The organism is Nocardioides sp. T2.26MG-1 (assembly GCF_950101795.1).
In the GTDB taxonomy this organism is placed as follows: domain Bacteria; phylum Actinomycetota; class Actinomycetes; order Propionibacteriales; family Nocardioidaceae; genus Nocardioides.
The window spans coordinates 71,183-86,968 of record NZ_CATNLZ010000009.1 but is presented as its reverse complement, the minus strand read 5'-3'; the positions used below and the strand labels follow the sequence as shown (position 1 = coordinate 86,968).

Genomic DNA, 15,786 nt, shown 5'->3' with positions numbered 1-15,786 from the left:
GCGGGTCAACGTCGGTCAGACGCCGAGCAGCTCCTCGACCCGGCCGACCTCCTCGTCGAGCTCGGCGCGCTCGCGGCGGGTGAGCTCGCGGAACGTCTCGACCGCCTCGACCAAGTCGTCGCGCCGCCGCCACAGGCCCTCGATCATCCCGTCGACGAGCACGACCATGCCCGTGCCGCCGTTCGGCCCCATCCAGCGGCGCCGGTTCTCGGGGGTGGCGACCCGGTCGCGCGCCGCGTGGGAGAGCCAGAGGTTGTCGTAGGTGCCGAGCAGCCGCACCGGTGCCGGCTCGTCGGCCTCCGCGAGCAACCCGTCGGGCACGTCGAGGAGCGCCTTGCCGGCACCGTCCTCGTGGCGGACCAGGTCCGTCATCGCGTTGACCACCGGACCGAGCCGGGTCACGCCCGACCAGGCGGTGACGTCCGCGGCGGTCGCCGGCCCGAAGGCCCGCAGGTAGCGGCGCACGATCTCCGGCACGTCCGGCTCGCGCAGCGGCGCGCCCACCCACTCGACGAGGTCGGCGTAGTCGACGCCCCCGCCGCCCTTCCAGGTGCCGCGCGGCGGCCGCTGGACCAGGGCCCGGGAGAGCTGCGGCACCTCCTCGTCGTGGTTGCGCTGTCCCCGGTCCATCACCACCTGCGTCCACGGCCGCAGCGTCAGCGCGTCATCGGGGGTGAGCAGGTGGATGGTGCCGCGCATGGACAGCAGCCGCACCAGCGAGCGGTCCTCGAGCGCCCGGCTGACGGCGTACGGGTCGAACGGCGTCAGCCGCGCGTGCAGCGAGAGGTACGGCGACATCGACTCCTGCGCCTGCAGCCCGAGCAGGTGCGCGACCATCGCGTGCGGGCCGAGGTCGCTGCGCTCCAGCAGGTGCTGGCGGCGCAGCAGGGTGCGGTTGAGCAGACGAGGGGTGAGTCTCACTGCACCGTGATGGTCTTGGAGTCCTGGGTCGGGCCCTTGCCCTCGCCCCCGGAGGGGTCGTCGGTCATCGCGACGAACGTGTAGTCGCCGGGCGCGAGGTCGGAGACGTCCACCTCGGTCTCCCAGGGGTAGAGCTTGTCCATCCAGCCCTCGGCGGTGGCGAAGCCCTTCTTGACGACCTTGCCGCCGGCCGCCTGGATCTCCCACGGCGTGGTCGCCTCGAACGAGCTCGACACCCCGCTCGCGGCGAACGTGCCGCTGACGACTCCGCCCTGCTCGGGGGTGGTGACGTTGACCAGGGCGCGGACGTCGATCTCCGGCTCGTTGGACAGCTCGCCGCCGAGGCCGAACAGGTCGGCGGGGGCGCCGTCGAGCTGGATCTCGACCGAGGAGCGGGCCTGGGCGACGCCCTGCAGCGTGTAGACGAGCTGCTGGGCGGCGAGCCGCGCGTCGTCCTCCGACATGCCGTCCGGCATGGTGGTCCAGCTCTCGTCGGGCAGGCTCACCACGATCGGGTCGGCGTCGATCTGCACGCCGGCGAACGATCCGCCCGGGTAGAGCGTGCGGTAGTCGGGGTCGAGAGCGTCACCTGACGTCATCAGCGCGAGCGCCTCGGCCGCCGGGTCGGCGGCCGGGACCTGCCGGAACTCGCGGTAGAGCCGCGGGCCCTGCGGGGTGTCGCCGACGAAGTAGACCGGTACGGCGACGGTCTCGGCCGACGGTTCGGAGGATTCCGACGGCTCCGTGGTCCCGGTGCCGCCGGCGTCCTTGGTCGAGCCGCTGGCGGGGGTCGGGTCCTCGGCCTTGGTGTCGTCGCTCCCGCAGCCGGCGAGGGCCCCGAGGCCGACGACGGCGGCGGACAGCAGGGCGACGAGGCGGCTGCGGGTGCTCATGGCTCAATCCTCTCGGCTCCCGGTCCTCAACGGACGGTGATCGTGCGCGTGTCGACGAACGGCTCGGCGCCTTCCGCGCCGCCCGAGGGATCGTCGGTCATCGCGGCGAACGTGTACTCGCCGGGCGCCAGGTCGGAGACGTCGATGGTCGTCTCCCACGGGTAGAGCCGCCCCTCGTAACCGCTGGCGGTGGCGAAGCCCTCCTTGACGACGGTCCCACCGTCCAGGATCTGCCAGGGCACGGTCGCCTCGAACGAGCTCGCGGCACCCCGGGCCGTGAACGAGCCGGAGACCTCGAGGCCCTCGACCGGGTCGTTGACCTGCACCAGGCTCAGCACCTCGAGCTGCGGCGCGTTCCCGAGCGGCTCGGACGTCGGGACGCCGTACACCTCGTTGATCGGGTTGCCGTCGAGCAGGAACTGCACCGGCACTCGGCCGTGGGCATTGGCCTGCACCGTGTAGACGACCTGCTCGATGGCCAGACCGGCCTCCTCCGGGCTCATGCCGGCCGGGCGGTCGTGCAGCGAGGCGTCCCCGATCTGGACGGTGTAGACGTCGCCGCGCTGGCCGACGGACGTGAGCGAACCGGCCGGCCACAGCGTGCGGTAGTCGGGGTCGTCCGGGGTCTCCTGCAGCTCGGCGATCGCGTCGTCGAGGCCGGCGGTTCCCGTGCGGACGTCGTACTCGCGGAACAGTCGCAGCCCGCGCGGCGTCTCGCCGACGAAGTACGCCGGCACCGAGTGCGCGGACGGCGTGGGCGTCGGGTCGACCGCGTGGCTGTGGTGGCTGGGTCCGGGCTCGGGGGCGTCGTCGCCGTCCAGCAGCGCGAACGCCCCGACGGTCGCTGCCGTGGCGAGTGCGGTCGCGGCGGCGGCGTAGAACCAGGGCCGTGCGGCAGCGCGCTGGGGCGCAGCGGTGCGGGCTCGGATCGCGACGAGCCGGTCGGTCGGCTCGATGCCGGCCACGGCGTCGCGCAGCAGCTCGGTGAGCTGGTCGTCAGACCGGGGAGTGTTCACAGGTCCTCCTGGAGCAGGGACCGCAGCGTGGCGGCGCCACGAGATGCGTGGCTCTTCACCGCACCGCGGCTGATGCCGAGCGTGTCGGCGATCTCGGACTCGGACAGGTCGAGGTAGTAGCGGAGCGCGAGCACCTCGCGCTGGCGCTGCGGCAGGGCGCGCATCGCGCCGAGCACGCTGTCCCGGCGGGCGTCGACGAGCGCGGGCTCGTCAGCGCCGGGTACGGCGCGCCGGTCGGGCGAGTTCATCTCCCGGGCGGCGTACCTCGCCTCGACGCCGCGGTGGCGCAGGGCCGAGCGCGACCGGTTCACGACCGCCTGACGCAGGTAGGCCAGGGCGCGGTCGGGGTCGCGCAGCCGCCCCCAGCGGCCGTGGACGGCCACGAAGGCGTCCTGCACGATCTCCTCGGCAAGACCCTGGTCGTGCACGAGCAGCACCGAGAGGCGCACGAGCCGGCGCCAGTGTGCGGCGTACAGCTGCTCGAGCGCCTCGTCCGCGGTCCATACGGGCCGGTCCGTCACCATCGTCACGCTAGTGGCACGCCTGGGGCCGCCATCCGGTTTACGCTCGGGACCTCATCACCAGGAGGTATTTCGTGGAGGACTGCCTGTTCTGCAAGATCGTGGCCGGGGAGATCCCCGCCGACGTCGTGCACCAGACCGAGCGCACGGTGGCGTTCCGCGACCTCAACCCGCAGGCGCCGATGCACGTCCTGGTCGTCCCCCGGGACCACCACGCGAACGCCGCCGAGCTGGCCGCGGCCGACCCGCAGGCCTCGGCGGAGCTGGTGACCACGGCGGCGGCCGTCGCGGCCGCCGAGGGGCACGACGACTACCGGATCGTGTTCAACACCGGTCCCGGCGTCGGGCAGAGCGTGTTCCACACCCACCTGCACGTGCTCGCGGGTCGGGCGATGACCTGGCCGCCTGGATGAGACGCGCCGCCGCCGGGCTGCTCGCCGGGCTGCTGGTCGTCGCGCTGGGTGCGTGCGTCTCGGAGGGCGACGACCGCAGGACCGGCTCGCCGCAGGACCTGCTCCAGCCGGCGGACCCGCCGCAGGCCGAGGCCGACCAGCTGGCCGCCGTACCCCGGGGCAAGCGGCTGCCGCTGCGCCCGGGCGAGCACCGGATGACGCTCGCCATGCCCGAGGCCTACACGCCCTCGGCGCCGACGGGGGTCGGCACCGACGACTACCGCTGCTTCCTGCTCGACCCGGGTCTCGACCGGGACGTCTGGCTCACGGGCAGCGACGTGCTGCCCGGCAACCCGCAGGTCGTGCACCACGTGATCCTGTTCCGCATCCCGCCGGACAAGGTCGCCGAGGCCGAGTCGCTCGACGCGAGCGCCCCCGGCGAGGGCTGGACCTGCTTCGGCGGCACCGGCATCGCCGGCGACTTCTCCAACATCGACGACGCCTCCTGGCTGGCCGCCTGGGCTCCGGGCGGCGACGAGACCAAGGTCCGCGACGGGTACGGCGTCCGCCTCGACGCGGGCTCGCGCATCGTGATGCAGGTGCACTACAACCTGCTCCAGGGCGCCGCGCCCGACACCTCGAGCACCCAGCTGCGCTGGATGGCGGCCGACCGCGACCTGACCCCGTTGCACACCTACCTCACGCCGGCGCCCGTGGAGATGCCGTGCCGCCCCGCCCACGACGACTCGCCGCTGTGCGACCGCGACGCGGCCGTCGCCGACGTGATGGCCCGCTTCGGTGCCGCCGGCAGCACCAACAGCCTGCTGCACCTGCTCTGCGGCACGCAGGCGAAGGCCTCGACCACGACCACCTGCACGCGCACGGTCGGGCGGCCGATGACGATCCTGGGCGTCGCCGGCCACATGCACCTGCTCGGCCGGTCGCTGAAGATCGAGGTCGACCCGGACACCCCCGACGCCCGGACCATCCTCGACATCCCGGTCTGGGACTTCGACGACCAGGGCACGAGGCCGATCAAGCCGGTGCGCCTGGCGCCCTACGACACCGTGCGGATCACCTGCCACCACGTGCAGTGGCTGCGCGACGTGCTGCCCGCGTTCGAGGGCATCCCGGACCGCTACGTGATCTGGGCCGAGGGCTCCACCGACGAGATGTGCCTGGGGATGCTGCAGGTCGCGTTCGACGACTGAGTCGGTCGATCAGGGCCCAGCGGCCCGGGGCGCTCCGTACCCGGTCGCGAGCGCGACCTCGATGACCGAGACCTGCTGGGCCTCGCTGAGCGCACGCGGCGTGCCGATCGCTGCCGCCCGCGCGTAGAGGTCGGCCGCCCACTCCAGTAGCAGCGCGTTGTCCGCGGCCTTGCGCAGGTCGGAGCCGAGGGCGACGGTCCCGTGGTTGGCGAGGATCGCCGCCTGCTTGCCGGCCAGCGCGGCACGCACGGCGGCGGCGAGCTCGGGGGAGCCGAAGACCTCGAACGGCGCCACCCGGATCGCGCCGCCGATGGCCAGCTGCTGGTAGTGCACGCAGGGCAGCTCGTCGACCACGAGGGACACCGCGGTGGCCGCCGGTGAGTGCGTGTGCACCACGGCGCCGCCGCGCTCGCGCAGGGCGTCGAGGTGGAGCTCGAGCTCCGAGGTGGGGGCGAGGTCGCCCGCGAGCCGACGGCCGTCGAGGTCCAGGACGCTCACCCCGGCCGGGTCGAGGTCGGCGAGCACGACCCCGGTCGCGGTGATGGCGACCTCCGGGCCGCTGGGGCCGTCGAAGCGGAGGCTGACGTTGCCGGCGGTGCCGATCACCAGGCCGGCGGCGGCCAGCCGCCGTCCGGTCTCGGCGACGTCGTGGCACGCGCGGCTGCGGGAGTCGTCGGAGGGGGGCGCGGTCATGGACGTATCGTCACTCACCAGACGTAGACGACGCGCAGCGCCGAGAGCACGACCGGCAGCCCGAACAGCGCCAGCAGCGCCCAGGCGGTGACCCGGTGCCCGAGCTTGGCGGAGTCCAGGCGGCCGGCGAAGTCGAGGATCGCCCCGTCGGGCACGTGGTGGGTCAGGCCCATCCGGCGCGCGTCCGGCGGCAGGTGCTGGCCGGCGAACCAGTACGGCGGCGCGGGGTGGTCGGGGTCGTCGTCGGGCTCCCGGTCCTCGGCGTACGGGTCGTCGCCGTACGCATCGTCCCCATGCCCTCCCCGGTACATGCGGCCACGCTACTCGCAACTCACTGGGCCGGCCGTGGGCCAGCCCGTACGATGGAGAGGCTCGATCGCCTACCGGAGAGGTGCCCCAGCCCGGGGCTTCCATGACTGACAGCAACCACACGGGGGACCGTCCCGCGACCGCGACGCGGCACACGGTCGTGGTCCCCAACAGCATCAACATGGTCAGCGTGCTCGGCCCCGGCGACGAGTTCCTCGGCATCATCGAGGGCGCCTTCGACGCGGACATCCACGTCCGCGGCAACCGCGTCGCGCTGTACGGCGAGCCCGGCGAGGTCGCGCTCGCGGAGCGGCTCATCGACGAGCTCGTGGCGATCATCCGCACCGGCCAGGGCGTGACCAGCGAGACCGTCGAGCGGGTGATCTCGATGCTGCGCACCGAGACGACCGAGCGCCCGGCCGACGTGCTCAGCCTCAACATCCTCAGCAACCGCGGACGGTCGATCCGGCCCAAGACGCTGAACCAGAAGCGCTACGTCGACTCGATCGACAAGCACACGATCACGTTCGGCATCGGCCCGGCCGGCACCGGCAAGACCTACCTCGCGGTGGCCAAGGCCGTGCAGGCGCTGCAGTCCAAGAACGTCAACCGGATCATCCTCAGCCGCCCGGCGGTCGAGGCCGGCGAGCGGCTCGGCTTCCTGCCCGGCACGCTGAGCGAGAAGATCGACCCCTACCTGCGGCCGCTCTACGACGCCCTGCACGACATGATCGACCCCGAGACGATCCCCAAGCTGCTCGCGGCCGGCACCATCGAGGTCGCGCCGCTGGCGTTCCTCCGCGGCCGCTCCCTCAACGACTCCTTCATCATCCTCGACGAGGCGCAGAACACCACGCCCGAGCAGATGAAGATGTTCCTGACCCGGCTCGGCTTCGGCTCCAAGATCGTGGTCACCGGCGACGTCACCCAGACCGACCTGCCCATCGGGCAGAAGTCCGGGCTGCGGGCGGTCGAGGAGATCCTCGACGAGGTCGAGGACATCAGCTTCAACCGGCTCACCAGCCACGACGTCGTACGCCACAAGCTGGTCGGGCGGATCGTCGCGGCGTACGACGAGCACGACGCCCGCTCGGGACGCTCGCAGGACCTCAAGCAGGCGCGCAGTTGAGCCCCCGATGAGCATCGAGATCCTCAACGAGTCGGGCCGGGAGCTCGACGTCAAGCGGCTGGCCGAGCTCAGCCGGTTCGTCATGGACCGGATGCGCGTGCACCCGCTCGCCGAGCTGTGCATCAAGGCCGTCGACGAGCCGACCATCGCGCAGCTCAACCAGCAGTGGATGGAGAAGGAGGGGCCGACCGACGTGCTCGCCTTCCCGATGGACGAGCTGCGACCCGGCCTGGTCAACGAGGACCCCGAGGAGGGTGTCCTCGGCGACCTCGTGCTCTGCCCCGACGTGGCCGCCCGCCAGGGTGAGGCCGCCGGGCACGGCACCGGCGCGGAGATCGAGCTGCTGACCGTGCACGGCATCCTGCACCTGCTCGGCTACGACCACGCCGAGCCGGAGGAGCACCGGGAGATGTTCGGGTTGCAGGACGAGCTCCTGGCGGCCTGGCGGACCCAGTGATGACCCAGTGATGACCCCGTGATGGCCCCGTGAGCGTCTGGCTGCTGGTCGCCGCGGCCCTGCTCGTCGTCCTCGCCGGCCTGTTCTCGGCCGCCGACGCCGCGCTGTCGAGCTTCTCGCGGGCGCGTGCCGAGGAGCTGCTCGACGAGGGACGTCCGGGCGCGCGCCGGCTCGTCGCGCTGCTCGACGACCTGCCGCGCTACCTCAACACCGCGCTGCTGCTGCGGCTGCTGTGCGAGATCGCGGCGATCACGCTGGTCGCGCTCGAGACCGACCACGCGTACGACGGCTCCTGGTGGCCCAGCGCGCTGACCACGATCGGCGTGATGCTGGTGGTCTCGTTCGTCGCGATCGGCGTCGCCCCGCGCACCCTGGGCCGGCAGCACTCCGAGCGGATCGCCCTGCTGTCGGCGGCGCCGCTCGGCACGGTCACCGCCGTGCTCGGGCCGCTGCCGCGGCTGCTGATCCTGGTCGGCAACGCGCTCACGCCGGGCAAGGGCTTCCGCGAGGGTCCGTTCTCCACCGAGACCGAGCTGCGGGAGCTGGTCGACCTCGCCGAGGCGTCCGCGGTGATCGAGTCCGGCGAGCGGCGGATGATCCACTCGGTCTTCGAGCTCGGCGACACCATCGCCCGCGAGGTGATGGTGCCGCGCACCGACGTGGTCTACATCGAGCGCTACAAGAACCTGCGCCAGACGCTCTCGCTGTTCCTGCGCAGCGGGTTCTCCCGGGTGCCGGTGATCGGCGAGAACCTCGACGACGTCGTGGGCATCGCCTACCTCAAGGACATCGTGCGCCGCGACTTCGAGGCCCCCGACGTGGAGTTCACCCAGCGCATCGACGAGGTGATGCGCCCGGCCCACTTCGTGCCCGAGTCCAAGCCCGTGGACGCGCTGCTCTCGGAGATGCAGGCGATGCGCCAGCACATCGCGGTCGTGGTCGACGAGTACGGCGGCACCGCCGGCCTGGTCACGATCGAGGACGTGCTCGAGGAGATCGTCGGCGAGATCACCGACGAGTACGACGAGGCGGGCGTGGAGGTCGAGACCCTCAAGGACGGGTCGGTGCGGGTCTCGTCGCGCTACCCGATCGACGACCTCGACGAGCTGTTCGGCTTCGAGGTCGAGGAGGAGGACATCGACAGCGTGGGCGGCCTGATGGCCAAGCACCTGGGCCGGGTGCCGATCGCGGGCTCCACGGTCGAGGCACACGGCCTGCGGTTCGAGGCGGAGGGTGTCTCGGGCCGCCGCAACAAGATCGGCACCGTACTGATCGGCCGGGTCGACGGCGGCGGACACGACACGACAGGGGAGGAGAACGGCGATGACTGACCGGGACACGCTCTCGGCGGAGGACCACAAGCTCGTGACGCTGGCCCGCGCGACCCGCGCGCGGACGGGTGCCGCGGAGGGCGCCGCCGTACGCGACGCCGACGGACGCACCTACGCCGCCGCCACGGTCGACCTGCCGTCGCTGCGGGTCTCGGCGGCCGGCGTGTGCGTCGCGATGGCGGTCGCGAGCGGCGCGAAGGGCCTCGAGGCCGCGGTCGTGCTCACCGAGGCGGGCGCTCTCGCACCGGCCGACCTGGACGCGCTGCGCGACCTCGGCGGCGCCGGCGTGGTCGTGCACCGCGGCGACCCGCGGGGCGCGGTGACCGAGACCGTCACGACCTGACCTCTGGACTTTAAGCGTCCGAAACCCACGCCACACACGGGTGGAGTAGGTTTTACCTCCGTGAGTCTGCGTGGCTGGGCGGCACACGACGCCGCCGTCGAGCGTCTCCGGTCCTCCTACGCCGCGATACCCGAGGGCGCACCGGTGCGGCTGGCCAAGCGCACCTCCAACCTGTTCCGCCCGCGCGCGGCCACCAGCGCCCCCGGTCTGGACGTCTCCGGCCTCGACGGGGTGATCTCCGTCGACGTGCTCGCGCGGACCGCGGACGTGCAGGGCATGTGCACCTACGAGCACCTGGTCGACGCGACCCTGCCGCACGGGCTGATCCCCAAGGTCGTGCCGCAGCTGCGCACGATCACCCTCGGCGGCGCGGTGACCGGACTGGGCATCGAGTCCACGAGCTTCCGCAGTGGTCTCCCGCACGAGTCGGTGCTGGAGATGGACGTCTTCACCGGCGCGGGCGAGGTCGTGACCTGCCGGCCCGGCCCCGACGGCGAGCACGCCGACCTGTTCGACGCGTTCCCCAACTCCTACGGCTCGCTCGGCTACGCCACTCGGCTGCGGATCGAGCTGGAGGCGGTGCCGGCGTACGTCGCGCTGCGCCACGTGCGCTTCGACGACGCCGGGCTGCTCGCGAAGTCGGTCGCGCAGATCGTCGGGTCCGGCACCTACGACGGCGTGCGCGTCGACGGCCTCGACGGCGTCGCGTTCGCTCCGGGGGAGTACTACCTCACGCTCGCCACCTGGACCGACGACGGCGGCCCGACGAGCGACTACGCGGGCCAGCAGGTGTTCTACAGGTCCATCCAACAGCGCGGCTCCGCTGGATCTGGGGAAGACCTGCTGACCATGTACGACTACCTGTGGCGCTGGGACACCGACTGGTTCTGGTGCTCGGGCGCGTTCGGCGCGCAGCACCCCGTGGTCCGGCGGCTCTGGCCGCGGCGCTGGCGGCGCTCGGACGTCTACCACAAGCTCCTCGGCCTGGACCGGCGCTTCTCCATCGCCGACCGCCTCGACCGCCGGGCCGGCCGCCCGCTGCGCGAGCGGGTGATCCAGGACGTCGAGGTGCCGGTGGACCGGCTGCCCGACTTCCTGGACTGGTTCGACGACGAGGTCGGCATGCGGCCGGTCTGGCTGTGCCCGCTGGTCGCGAAACGGGCCTGGCCGACGTACCCCCTCGCGCCCGGCGAGGTCTACGTCAACGTCGGGTTCTGGGGCACGGTGCACGTCGGTCCCGAGGCGCCCGAGGGGCCGCGCAACCGCGCGATCGAGCGGCGCGTGCACGAGCTCGGCGGGCATAAATCGCTCTACAGCGAGGCTTTCTACGACCAGCAGACGTTCGACAGGCTCTACGACGGCGACAACCTCGCCACGGTGAAGGGTCGCTACGACCCGCAGGACAGGCTGACCAGCCTCTACGACAAGGCGGTGAAGAAGAGATGAGCCAGCAGATCAGCATCGGTGACGCGGTCGGCTCGCTGCTGCGCGACGGGATGCCGTTGCGGTTCACGGCGTACGACGGGAGCGCGACCGGGCCCGCCGACTCCGAGCTCGGGCTCGAGCTGGTGAGCGAGCGCGGGCTGTCCTACCTGATGACCGCGCCGGGCGACCTCGGATTCGCGCGCGCCTACGTCTCGGGCGACCTCGTGCTCCACGGCGTCCACCCCGGCGACCCCTACGACGCGCTCAAGCTCCTGCAGAACCACACCAAGTTCCGCCCGCCCACGCCCGGCCAGGCGATCGCGATCCTGCGCAGCCTGGGCGTCTCGCACCTCAAGCCCCCGCCGCCGCCCCCGGAGGAGCACCTGCCGCGCTGGCGCCGCTCGGTCGAGGGCCTGCGCCACTCGCTGCACCGCGACGCCGAGGTGATCCACCACCACTACGACGTCTCCAACGCCTTCTACGAGTACGTCCTCGGCCCGTCGATGACCTACACCTGCGCGGTCTACCCGACGGCGGACGCGACGCTCGAGGAGGCGCAGTTCGCCAAGTACGACCTGGTCGCCCGCAAGCTCGACCTGCAGGAGGGCCAGCGCCTCCTCGACATCGGCTGCGGCTGGGGCAGCATGGTGCGCCACGCCGCGCGGGAGTACGGCGTCAAGGCGCTCGGCGTCACGCTGTCGCGCGAGCAGGCCAGCTGGGCCCAGCAGGCGATCAAGGAGGAGCGCCTCGACCACCTCGCCGAGGTCCGGTTCATGGACTACCGCCAGGTCCAGGAGTCCGGCTTCGACGCCATCTCCTCGATCGGCCTCACCGAGCACATCGGCGTGAAGAACTACCCGGCGTACTTCGGCTGGATCCGCGACCACCTGCGGCCGCAGGGCCGGCTGCTCAACCACTGCATCACCCGCCACGACAACCGGCCGCGCGAGACCGGCGCGTTCATCGACCGCTACGTGTTCCCCGACGGCGAGCTGATCGGCTCGGGCACGATCATCGCGGCGGCCCAGGACGCGGGCCTCGAGGTGCAGCACGAGGAGAACTTCCGGGTGCACTACGCCAAGACGCTCGCCGCCTGGTGCCGCAACCTGGAGGAGAACTGGGACGCCGCGGTCGAGGAGGTCGGCGAGCCGACCGCCCGGGTCTGGGGCCTCTACATGGCCGGCTCGCGGCTGGCCTTCGAGCGCAACGAGATCCAGCTCCACCACGTGCTCGCCACCAAGACCGACCGGAACGGCGAGAGCGGCTACCCGCTACGCCACACCTTCTGAGTTGACCCGCCCGGAACTTTCGGGCGGGTCAACGTCTAGGTTGGGCGCGTGAGCACCAGGGCCCGGCAGTACGACGCGCAGGTGCTGCGCCGTGAGCAGCTCTCGGCGCACCTGGTCCGGCTGACGCTCGGCGGTCCCGGGCTGGCGGCGTTCGAGAGCACCGGGATCCCCGACGAGTGGGTGGGGCTCGTGGTGCCCGGGCAGTTCCAGAGCCGCTACTACACGGTGCGATCGTGGACGGGTGGCGAGCTGACCGTCGACGTGGTGGTCCACGAGACCGGGCTGGTCACCGAGTGGGCCGCCCGTGACTGCGCGGGCGACACGGTGACGGTCACCGAGGCCAAGGGGTCGTTCGCGCTGCCGGAGGGCGCCGCCTGGCTGCTGCTGGTCGGCGACCTGACCGCGCTGCCCGCGATGGCGCGGATCACCGAGACGATGGGCGCGACGCCACTGCCGGTGCGGATCTGGGCCGAGGTGCCCGACGACCTGGCCGGCTACCTGCCCGACGGCAGCGCCGTCACCTGGCTGGACCCGCCCGGCGAGGGCGAGAGCCGGCTCGCGGAGGTGGTCGAGGGCATCGACTGGCCGGCGGGGGAGGGCTACTTCTGGATGGCCGGCGAGTCCGGGCAGATGCGCGCGATCCGCAAGCACCTGATGCGGGAGCGCCGGCTGCCCAGCACGGCGTACGACGTGATGGGCTACTGGCGCGCCGGTGCCCAGCGTCAGCCGCGCGCAGTCGACCCGGGCCCGGTCTACCGGGCCGGCAAGGCGCAGGGCAAGACCGACGAGCAGATCTGGGCCGACTACGACGCCCAGCATGACGCCCAGCACGACCACCAGCAGGACCACACCGCGAGGGACCACCGATGAGCGAGCACAAGAGCGGGTTCGTGTCCTTCGTCGGGCGCCCCAACGCCGGGAAGTCGACGCTGACCAACGCGCTGGTCGGCAGCAAGGTCGTGATCACCTCCGACAAGCCGCAGACCACGCGCACGGTGGTCCGCGGCATCGTGCACCGTGACGACGCCCAGCTGGTGCTCGTCGACACCCCCGGTCTGCACCGCCCGCGCACGCTGCTGGGCGAGCGGCTCAACGACCTGGTGAAGACCACGCTCGCCGAGGTCGACGTGGTCGCGGTCTGTCTGCCGGCCAACGAGAAGGTCGGGCCGGGCGACCGGTTCATCGTCAACGAGATGGCCAAGGTCAAGCGCACCACCAAGGTCGCGGTCGCCACCAAGACCGACCTCGCGAGCCCGGAGCGGATCGCCGAGCACCTCCTCGACATCCAGCGGCTCGGCGTCGAGACCGGAACCGAGTGGGCGGAGATCGTCCCGGTGTCGGCCAGGTCCGGCGACCAGGTCAAGCTGCTCGAGGACCTGCTGGTCGGGCTGCTGCCCGAGGGTCCCCAGCTCTACCCCGACGGCGACCTCAGCGACGCGCCGGAGCAGATCCTGGTCGCCGAGCTGGTCCGCGAGGCCGCGCTGGAGGGCCTGCGCGACGAGCTGCCGCACTCGGTCGCGGTCGTGGTCGAGGAGATGGGCCTGCGCGAGGGGCGTCCCGAGGGCAAGCCGCTCCTCGACATCCACGCCAACCTGTACGTCGAGCGCGACTCCCAGAAGGGCATCATGATCGGCCCCAAGGGCGCCCGGCTCCGCGACATCGGCACCCGCGCTCGCCAGCAGATCGAGGCGCTGCTCGGCACGCCGGTCTACCTCGACCTCCACGTCAAGATCGCCAAGGACTGGCAGCGCGACCCGCGCCAGCTCCGCAAGCTGGGGTTCTGATGGGCCGCCCCGACCCGCTGGTGCGCTGGCACGCGATCGCCGAGGCGCACGACGCCGCCGGCCTCGCCGACCTGCTCGCCGACGACTGCGTGTTCCGCTCGCCGGCCGTGCACAGACCGCAGGAGGGCCGGGCGCTCACCACGGCGTACCTCTCCGCGGCGATCGCCGTGCTCGGTCCGACGCTGCACTACGTGCGCGAGTGGTACGACGACACCTCGGCCGTGCTGGAGTTCCGCGCGGAGCTGGACGGGCTGACGATCCACGGCGTCGACATGCTGACCTGGGGCGAGGACGGGCGGCTCACCGACTTCACCGTGATGGTGCGGCCGTTCTCGGGCCTGCAGAAGGTGATCGAGAGGATGGCGGCCGAGCTCACCGGTCAGTCGGGCGCCCAGCAGCGCCCGTAGTGCTGGCCGGCGGCCCACTGCTCGGCCGTGGGCCACTCGTAGCCCCACTGGTAGTCGAGGGTGTCCTCGGCGGCTGCGGCGCCGGCGTCACGGCACGGCCCCTCGCCGGCCGCGCGCACCTGCTTCTCCCCGGGGTAGTCGCCCTCGGCGAGCGGCACGACCGAGACCGCCCGCCAGGAGTGCCTCGACGAGCAGATCACCCGGTCGAACGCGCGGGTTCCGGGCTCCGCCGTGCCGCACATCGCGTAGCGGTCGCGCTGGTCGGGGCGGTCGAGCACGCCCTCGAGCCGACCGGTCAGCGGCGCGAGCTCACCGTCGGCGGCGAGCGCGACCACGTCGCAGCGGAACCACGAGGCGCCGGCGTCGGACGCCTCGACGTCGGGGGTGAACCACACCGCCCGCAGCATGCTCAGCCGCCGGTCCGCGGCGGTCCCGCCGAGGAACGACGCGAGCCGTGCCGGGCAGGCGGCGGCGATCTGGGCCTGCACGCGCTCGGAGTCGACCGCGAGCAGGTGACCGTCGGCGAGGGTGTCGAGGCGGCCGACGGAGAACGTGACCGACGTGTGCCGGGCCGAGCAGTCGACCGGCTCCCGGTCGGTGGTCGGGGCCACGGCCTCGTCGTACGACAGCCGGTAGCACGACCGGGTGGCGGGCACCGGTGCCGGCGTCGCGGTGGGCGGTGGTGGCGGCGCGCTGCTCGAAGGCGTCGGCCGCGGGTCGGTGGACGGCTCGTCGCCGCCGCTGCACGCGGCGAGCGCCCCGCTGAGCGAGGCGGTGAGCGAGGCGACCAGCAGGCCGCCGACCAGCCGGTTCACTGCTCGGTCTTCGCCCAGCACACCGACCGGCGGTTGCCGGCGTCCCACTCGGCCTGGTGGAACCACGTGTAGCCGAAGTCGTAGTCGACGGGGTAGTTCAGCCAGGCGCCGACCGAGTTGGAGCAGTAGTCGCGGGTGGTCACCTCGACCAGCCGGTCGCCGGGGTAGTCGTTGCCCAGCTTCTTGAGCGAGATCGTCGTCACCGCGCGCCACAGGTGCGGCTCGGTGCAGGGCACCTTGACCGAGCCCGCGACGGTCGGGCCGTCGGCGCAGACCATCCAGCGGTCCTCGGGCCGGCCCAGCAGCAGGCCCTTGGCGGTGGTCGGCAGGTCGACGTACTCCTTGCTCTGCTCGCCGCCGCCGACGATGTCGCAGCGGTACCAGCGGGCGCCGTCCTGCCACGCCTCCTCGGACGGCCGGAACCAGGCCCAGCTCACGACCGTGCGCATCACCAGGCTCTCGTCGGCGCCGAGAAAGGCCATGAACGCCTTCGAGCAGGTCTCGTAGGCCCAGGCGCCGAGCTCCTCGTCGTCGTAGTCGACGTCGTCGAAGGTGCCCGGCAGCTGCCCGACCGCGAACGTCTCGGCCGTGTGCGGCTCGGCGCAGTCGACGGGCTCGGTCGCGTTGCTCGGCTCCGCCACGTCCTCGGGGGCGAGCACCCGGCAGTCGCCCAGCGTCGGCGGCTGGTCGGAGCTCGACGGGGATCCGCTCTTGTCCCCGCACGCGGTGAGGACGGCGGCGAGAGCGAGGCCCAGAGCGAGGCCCAGAGCGAGGCGCGGTGCGAGGCGCGGTGCGGGAGCGGCGGCGCGCGAGCGGCGACGTGCGGCCAGCGGCACTGCTCCTCCTCGCG

19 protein-coding genes are annotated in these 15,786 nt (G+C 72.5%); 11 read left to right on the top strand and 8 right to left on the bottom strand.

What is annotated here, in order from left to right; genetic code table 11:
- Positions 1–15: 15 nt before the first annotated feature.
- Genes QQZ14_RS09020 through QQZ14_RS09005 form a run of 4 tightly spaced genes read right to left on the bottom strand, consistent with a single transcriptional unit; the run spans position 16 to position 3,354 of the window.
- Entirely contained in the window at positions 16–921 is a 906-nt protein-coding gene (locus QQZ14_RS09020) for a winged helix DNA-binding domain-containing protein (protein ID WP_284533923.1), read from the bottom strand.
- Positions 918–1,814 (bottom strand): Gmad2 immunoglobulin-like domain-containing protein, encoded by an 897-nt coding sequence (locus QQZ14_RS09015; RefSeq protein ID WP_284533922.1) that lies wholly within the window; start codon positions 1,812–1,814, stop codon positions 918–920. Before QQZ14_RS09015 ends, QQZ14_RS09020 begins: the two co-directional genes overlap by 4 nt.
- A 26-nt stretch (positions 1,815–1,840) precedes the next feature.
- Entirely contained in the window at positions 1,841–2,830 is a 990-nt protein-coding gene (locus QQZ14_RS09010) for a Gmad2 immunoglobulin-like domain-containing protein (protein WP_284533921.1), read from the bottom strand.
- The gene (locus QQZ14_RS09005) at positions 2,827–3,354 is read right to left on the bottom strand and encodes a SigE family RNA polymerase sigma factor (protein ID WP_446740484.1); all 528 of its coding nucleotides are present in this window, start codon (positions 3,352–3,354) and stop codon (positions 2,827–2,829) included. The genes QQZ14_RS09010 and QQZ14_RS09005 overlap by 4 nt, the downstream gene beginning before the upstream one ends.
- Before the next feature lie 71 nt (positions 3,355–3,425).
- Between QQZ14_RS09005 and QQZ14_RS09000 the strand changes: the two genes are divergently transcribed.
- A complete protein-coding gene (locus QQZ14_RS09000) occupies positions 3,426–3,764 on the top strand; it encodes an HIT domain-containing protein (protein ID WP_284533919.1) in 339 nt (112 codons plus the stop codon).
- The gene (locus QQZ14_RS08995; RefSeq protein WP_284533918.1) at positions 3,761–4,954 is read left to right on the top strand and encodes a hypothetical protein; all 1,194 of its coding nucleotides are present in this window, start codon (positions 3,761–3,763) and stop codon (positions 4,952–4,954) included. Before QQZ14_RS09000 ends, QQZ14_RS08995 begins: the two co-directional genes overlap by 4 nt.
- Positions 4,955–4,963: 9 nt before the next feature.
- Here the strand turns inward: QQZ14_RS08995 and QQZ14_RS08990 are convergent, their stop codons facing one another.
- Together QQZ14_RS08990 and QQZ14_RS08985 are read right to left on the bottom strand one after the other, a co-directional pair.
- A complete protein-coding gene (locus tag QQZ14_RS08990; RefSeq protein ID WP_284533917.1) occupies positions 4,964–5,647 on the bottom strand; it encodes a class II aldolase/adducin family protein in 684 nt (227 codons plus the stop codon).
- A gap of 14 nt (positions 5,648–5,661) precedes the next feature.
- A complete protein-coding gene (locus tag QQZ14_RS08985; protein ID WP_284533916.1) occupies positions 5,662–5,958 on the bottom strand; it encodes a hypothetical protein in 297 nt (98 codons plus the stop codon).
- A gap of 101 nt (positions 5,959–6,059) precedes the next feature.
- On the opposite strand from QQZ14_RS08985, the gene QQZ14_RS08980 reads away from it, so the two are divergent.
- Genes QQZ14_RS08980 through QQZ14_RS08940 form a run of 9 tightly spaced genes read left to right on the top strand, consistent with a single transcriptional unit; the run spans position 6,060 to position 14,121 of the window.
- Positions 6,060–7,085, top strand: coding sequence for a PhoH family protein (locus tag QQZ14_RS08980; protein WP_284533915.1), 1,026 nt, complete (start codon positions 6,060–6,062; stop codon positions 7,083–7,085).
- Positions 7,086–7,092: 7 nt separating this feature from the next.
- Positions 7,093–7,542: an rRNA maturation RNase YbeY gene (ybeY, locus tag QQZ14_RS08975; RefSeq protein WP_284533914.1), complete on the top strand. Its 450-nt coding sequence runs from the start codon at positions 7,093–7,095 to the stop codon at positions 7,540–7,542.
- A gap of 29 nt (positions 7,543–7,571) precedes the next feature.
- Positions 7,572–8,873, top strand: coding sequence for a hemolysin family protein (locus QQZ14_RS08970; protein WP_284533913.1), 1,302 nt, complete (start codon positions 7,572–7,574; stop codon positions 8,871–8,873).
- Positions 8,866–9,216: a cytidine deaminase gene (locus QQZ14_RS08965; RefSeq protein WP_284533912.1), complete on the top strand. Its 351-nt coding sequence runs from the start codon at positions 8,866–8,868 to the stop codon at positions 9,214–9,216. Before QQZ14_RS08970 ends, QQZ14_RS08965 begins: the two co-directional genes overlap by 8 nt.
- A 60-nt stretch (positions 9,217–9,276) precedes the next feature.
- On the top strand, positions 9,277–10,662 hold the full coding sequence (locus QQZ14_RS08960) for an FAD-binding oxidoreductase (RefSeq protein ID WP_284533911.1): 1,386 nt from the start codon (positions 9,277–9,279) through the stop codon (positions 10,660–10,662).
- Entirely contained in the window at positions 10,659–11,930 is a 1,272-nt protein-coding gene (locus tag QQZ14_RS08955) for an SAM-dependent methyltransferase (RefSeq protein WP_284533910.1), read from the top strand. Before QQZ14_RS08960 ends, QQZ14_RS08955 begins: the two co-directional genes overlap by 4 nt.
- Positions 11,931–11,978: 48 nt before the next feature.
- Positions 11,979–12,800: a siderophore-interacting protein gene (locus QQZ14_RS08950; RefSeq protein ID WP_284533909.1), complete on the top strand. Its 822-nt coding sequence runs from the start codon at positions 11,979–11,981 to the stop codon at positions 12,798–12,800.
- The gene (era, locus tag QQZ14_RS08945; RefSeq protein ID WP_284533908.1) at positions 12,797–13,714 is read left to right on the top strand and encodes a GTPase Era; all 918 of its coding nucleotides are present in this window, start codon (positions 12,797–12,799) and stop codon (positions 13,712–13,714) included. Before QQZ14_RS08950 ends, era begins: the two co-directional genes overlap by 4 nt.
- The gene (locus QQZ14_RS08940; RefSeq protein WP_284533907.1) at positions 13,714–14,121 is read left to right on the top strand and encodes a nuclear transport factor 2 family protein; all 408 of its coding nucleotides are present in this window, start codon (positions 13,714–13,716) and stop codon (positions 14,119–14,121) included. The genes era and QQZ14_RS08940 overlap by 1 nt, the downstream gene beginning before the upstream one ends.
- On the opposite strand, the gene QQZ14_RS08935 is transcribed toward QQZ14_RS08940, so the two are convergent.
- Together QQZ14_RS08935 and QQZ14_RS08930 are read right to left on the bottom strand one after the other, a co-directional pair.
- Complete coding sequence (locus QQZ14_RS08935; RefSeq protein ID WP_284533906.1) at positions 14,094–14,936, bottom strand: septum formation family protein; 843 nt, start codon at positions 14,934–14,936, stop codon at positions 14,094–14,096. The two genes, QQZ14_RS08940 and QQZ14_RS08935, sit on opposite strands and share 28 nt — an antisense overlap.
- Complete coding sequence (locus QQZ14_RS08930; RefSeq protein ID WP_284533905.1) at positions 14,933–15,772, bottom strand: septum formation family protein; 840 nt, start codon at positions 15,770–15,772, stop codon at positions 14,933–14,935. The genes QQZ14_RS08935 and QQZ14_RS08930 overlap by 4 nt, the downstream gene beginning before the upstream one ends.
- Between the last annotated feature and the right edge of the window lie 14 nt (positions 15,773–15,786).

Excerpts from the sequence above, each read along its gene's own strand:
- QQZ14_RS09015 (WP_284533922.1), bottom strand. The coding sequence starts at position 1,814 with ATGAGCACCCGCAGCCGCCTCGTCGCCCTGCTGTCCGCCGCCGTCGTC.
- QQZ14_RS09005 (WP_446740484.1), bottom strand. The coding sequence starts at position 3,354 with ATGGTGACGGACCGGCCCGTATGGACCGCGGACGAGGCGCTCGAGCAG.
- QQZ14_RS08995 (WP_284533918.1), top strand. The coding sequence starts at position 3,761 with ATGAGACGCGCCGCCGCCGGGCTGCTCGCCGGGCTGCTGGTCGTCGCG.
- QQZ14_RS08990 (WP_284533917.1), bottom strand. The coding sequence starts at position 5,647 with ATGACCGCGCCCCCCTCCGACGACTCCCGCAGCCGCGCGTGCCACGAC.
- QQZ14_RS08985 (WP_284533916.1), bottom strand. The coding sequence starts at position 5,958 with ATGTACCGGGGAGGGCATGGGGACGATGCGTACGGCGACGACCCGTAC.
- QQZ14_RS08980 (WP_284533915.1), top strand. The coding sequence starts at position 6,060 with ATGACTGACAGCAACCACACGGGGGACCGTCCCGCGACCGCGACGCGG.
- ybeY (WP_284533914.1), top strand. The coding sequence starts at position 7,093 with ATGAGCATCGAGATCCTCAACGAGTCGGGCCGGGAGCTCGACGTCAAG.
- QQZ14_RS08965 (WP_284533912.1), top strand. The coding sequence starts at position 8,866 with ATGACTGACCGGGACACGCTCTCGGCGGAGGACCACAAGCTCGTGACG.
- QQZ14_RS08955 (WP_284533910.1), top strand. The coding sequence starts at position 10,659 with ATGAGCCAGCAGATCAGCATCGGTGACGCGGTCGGCTCGCTGCTGCGC.
- era (WP_284533908.1), top strand. The coding sequence starts at position 12,797 with ATGAGCGAGCACAAGAGCGGGTTCGTGTCCTTCGTCGGGCGCCCCAAC.
- QQZ14_RS08940 (WP_284533907.1), top strand. The coding sequence starts at position 13,714 with ATGGGCCGCCCCGACCCGCTGGTGCGCTGGCACGCGATCGCCGAGGCG.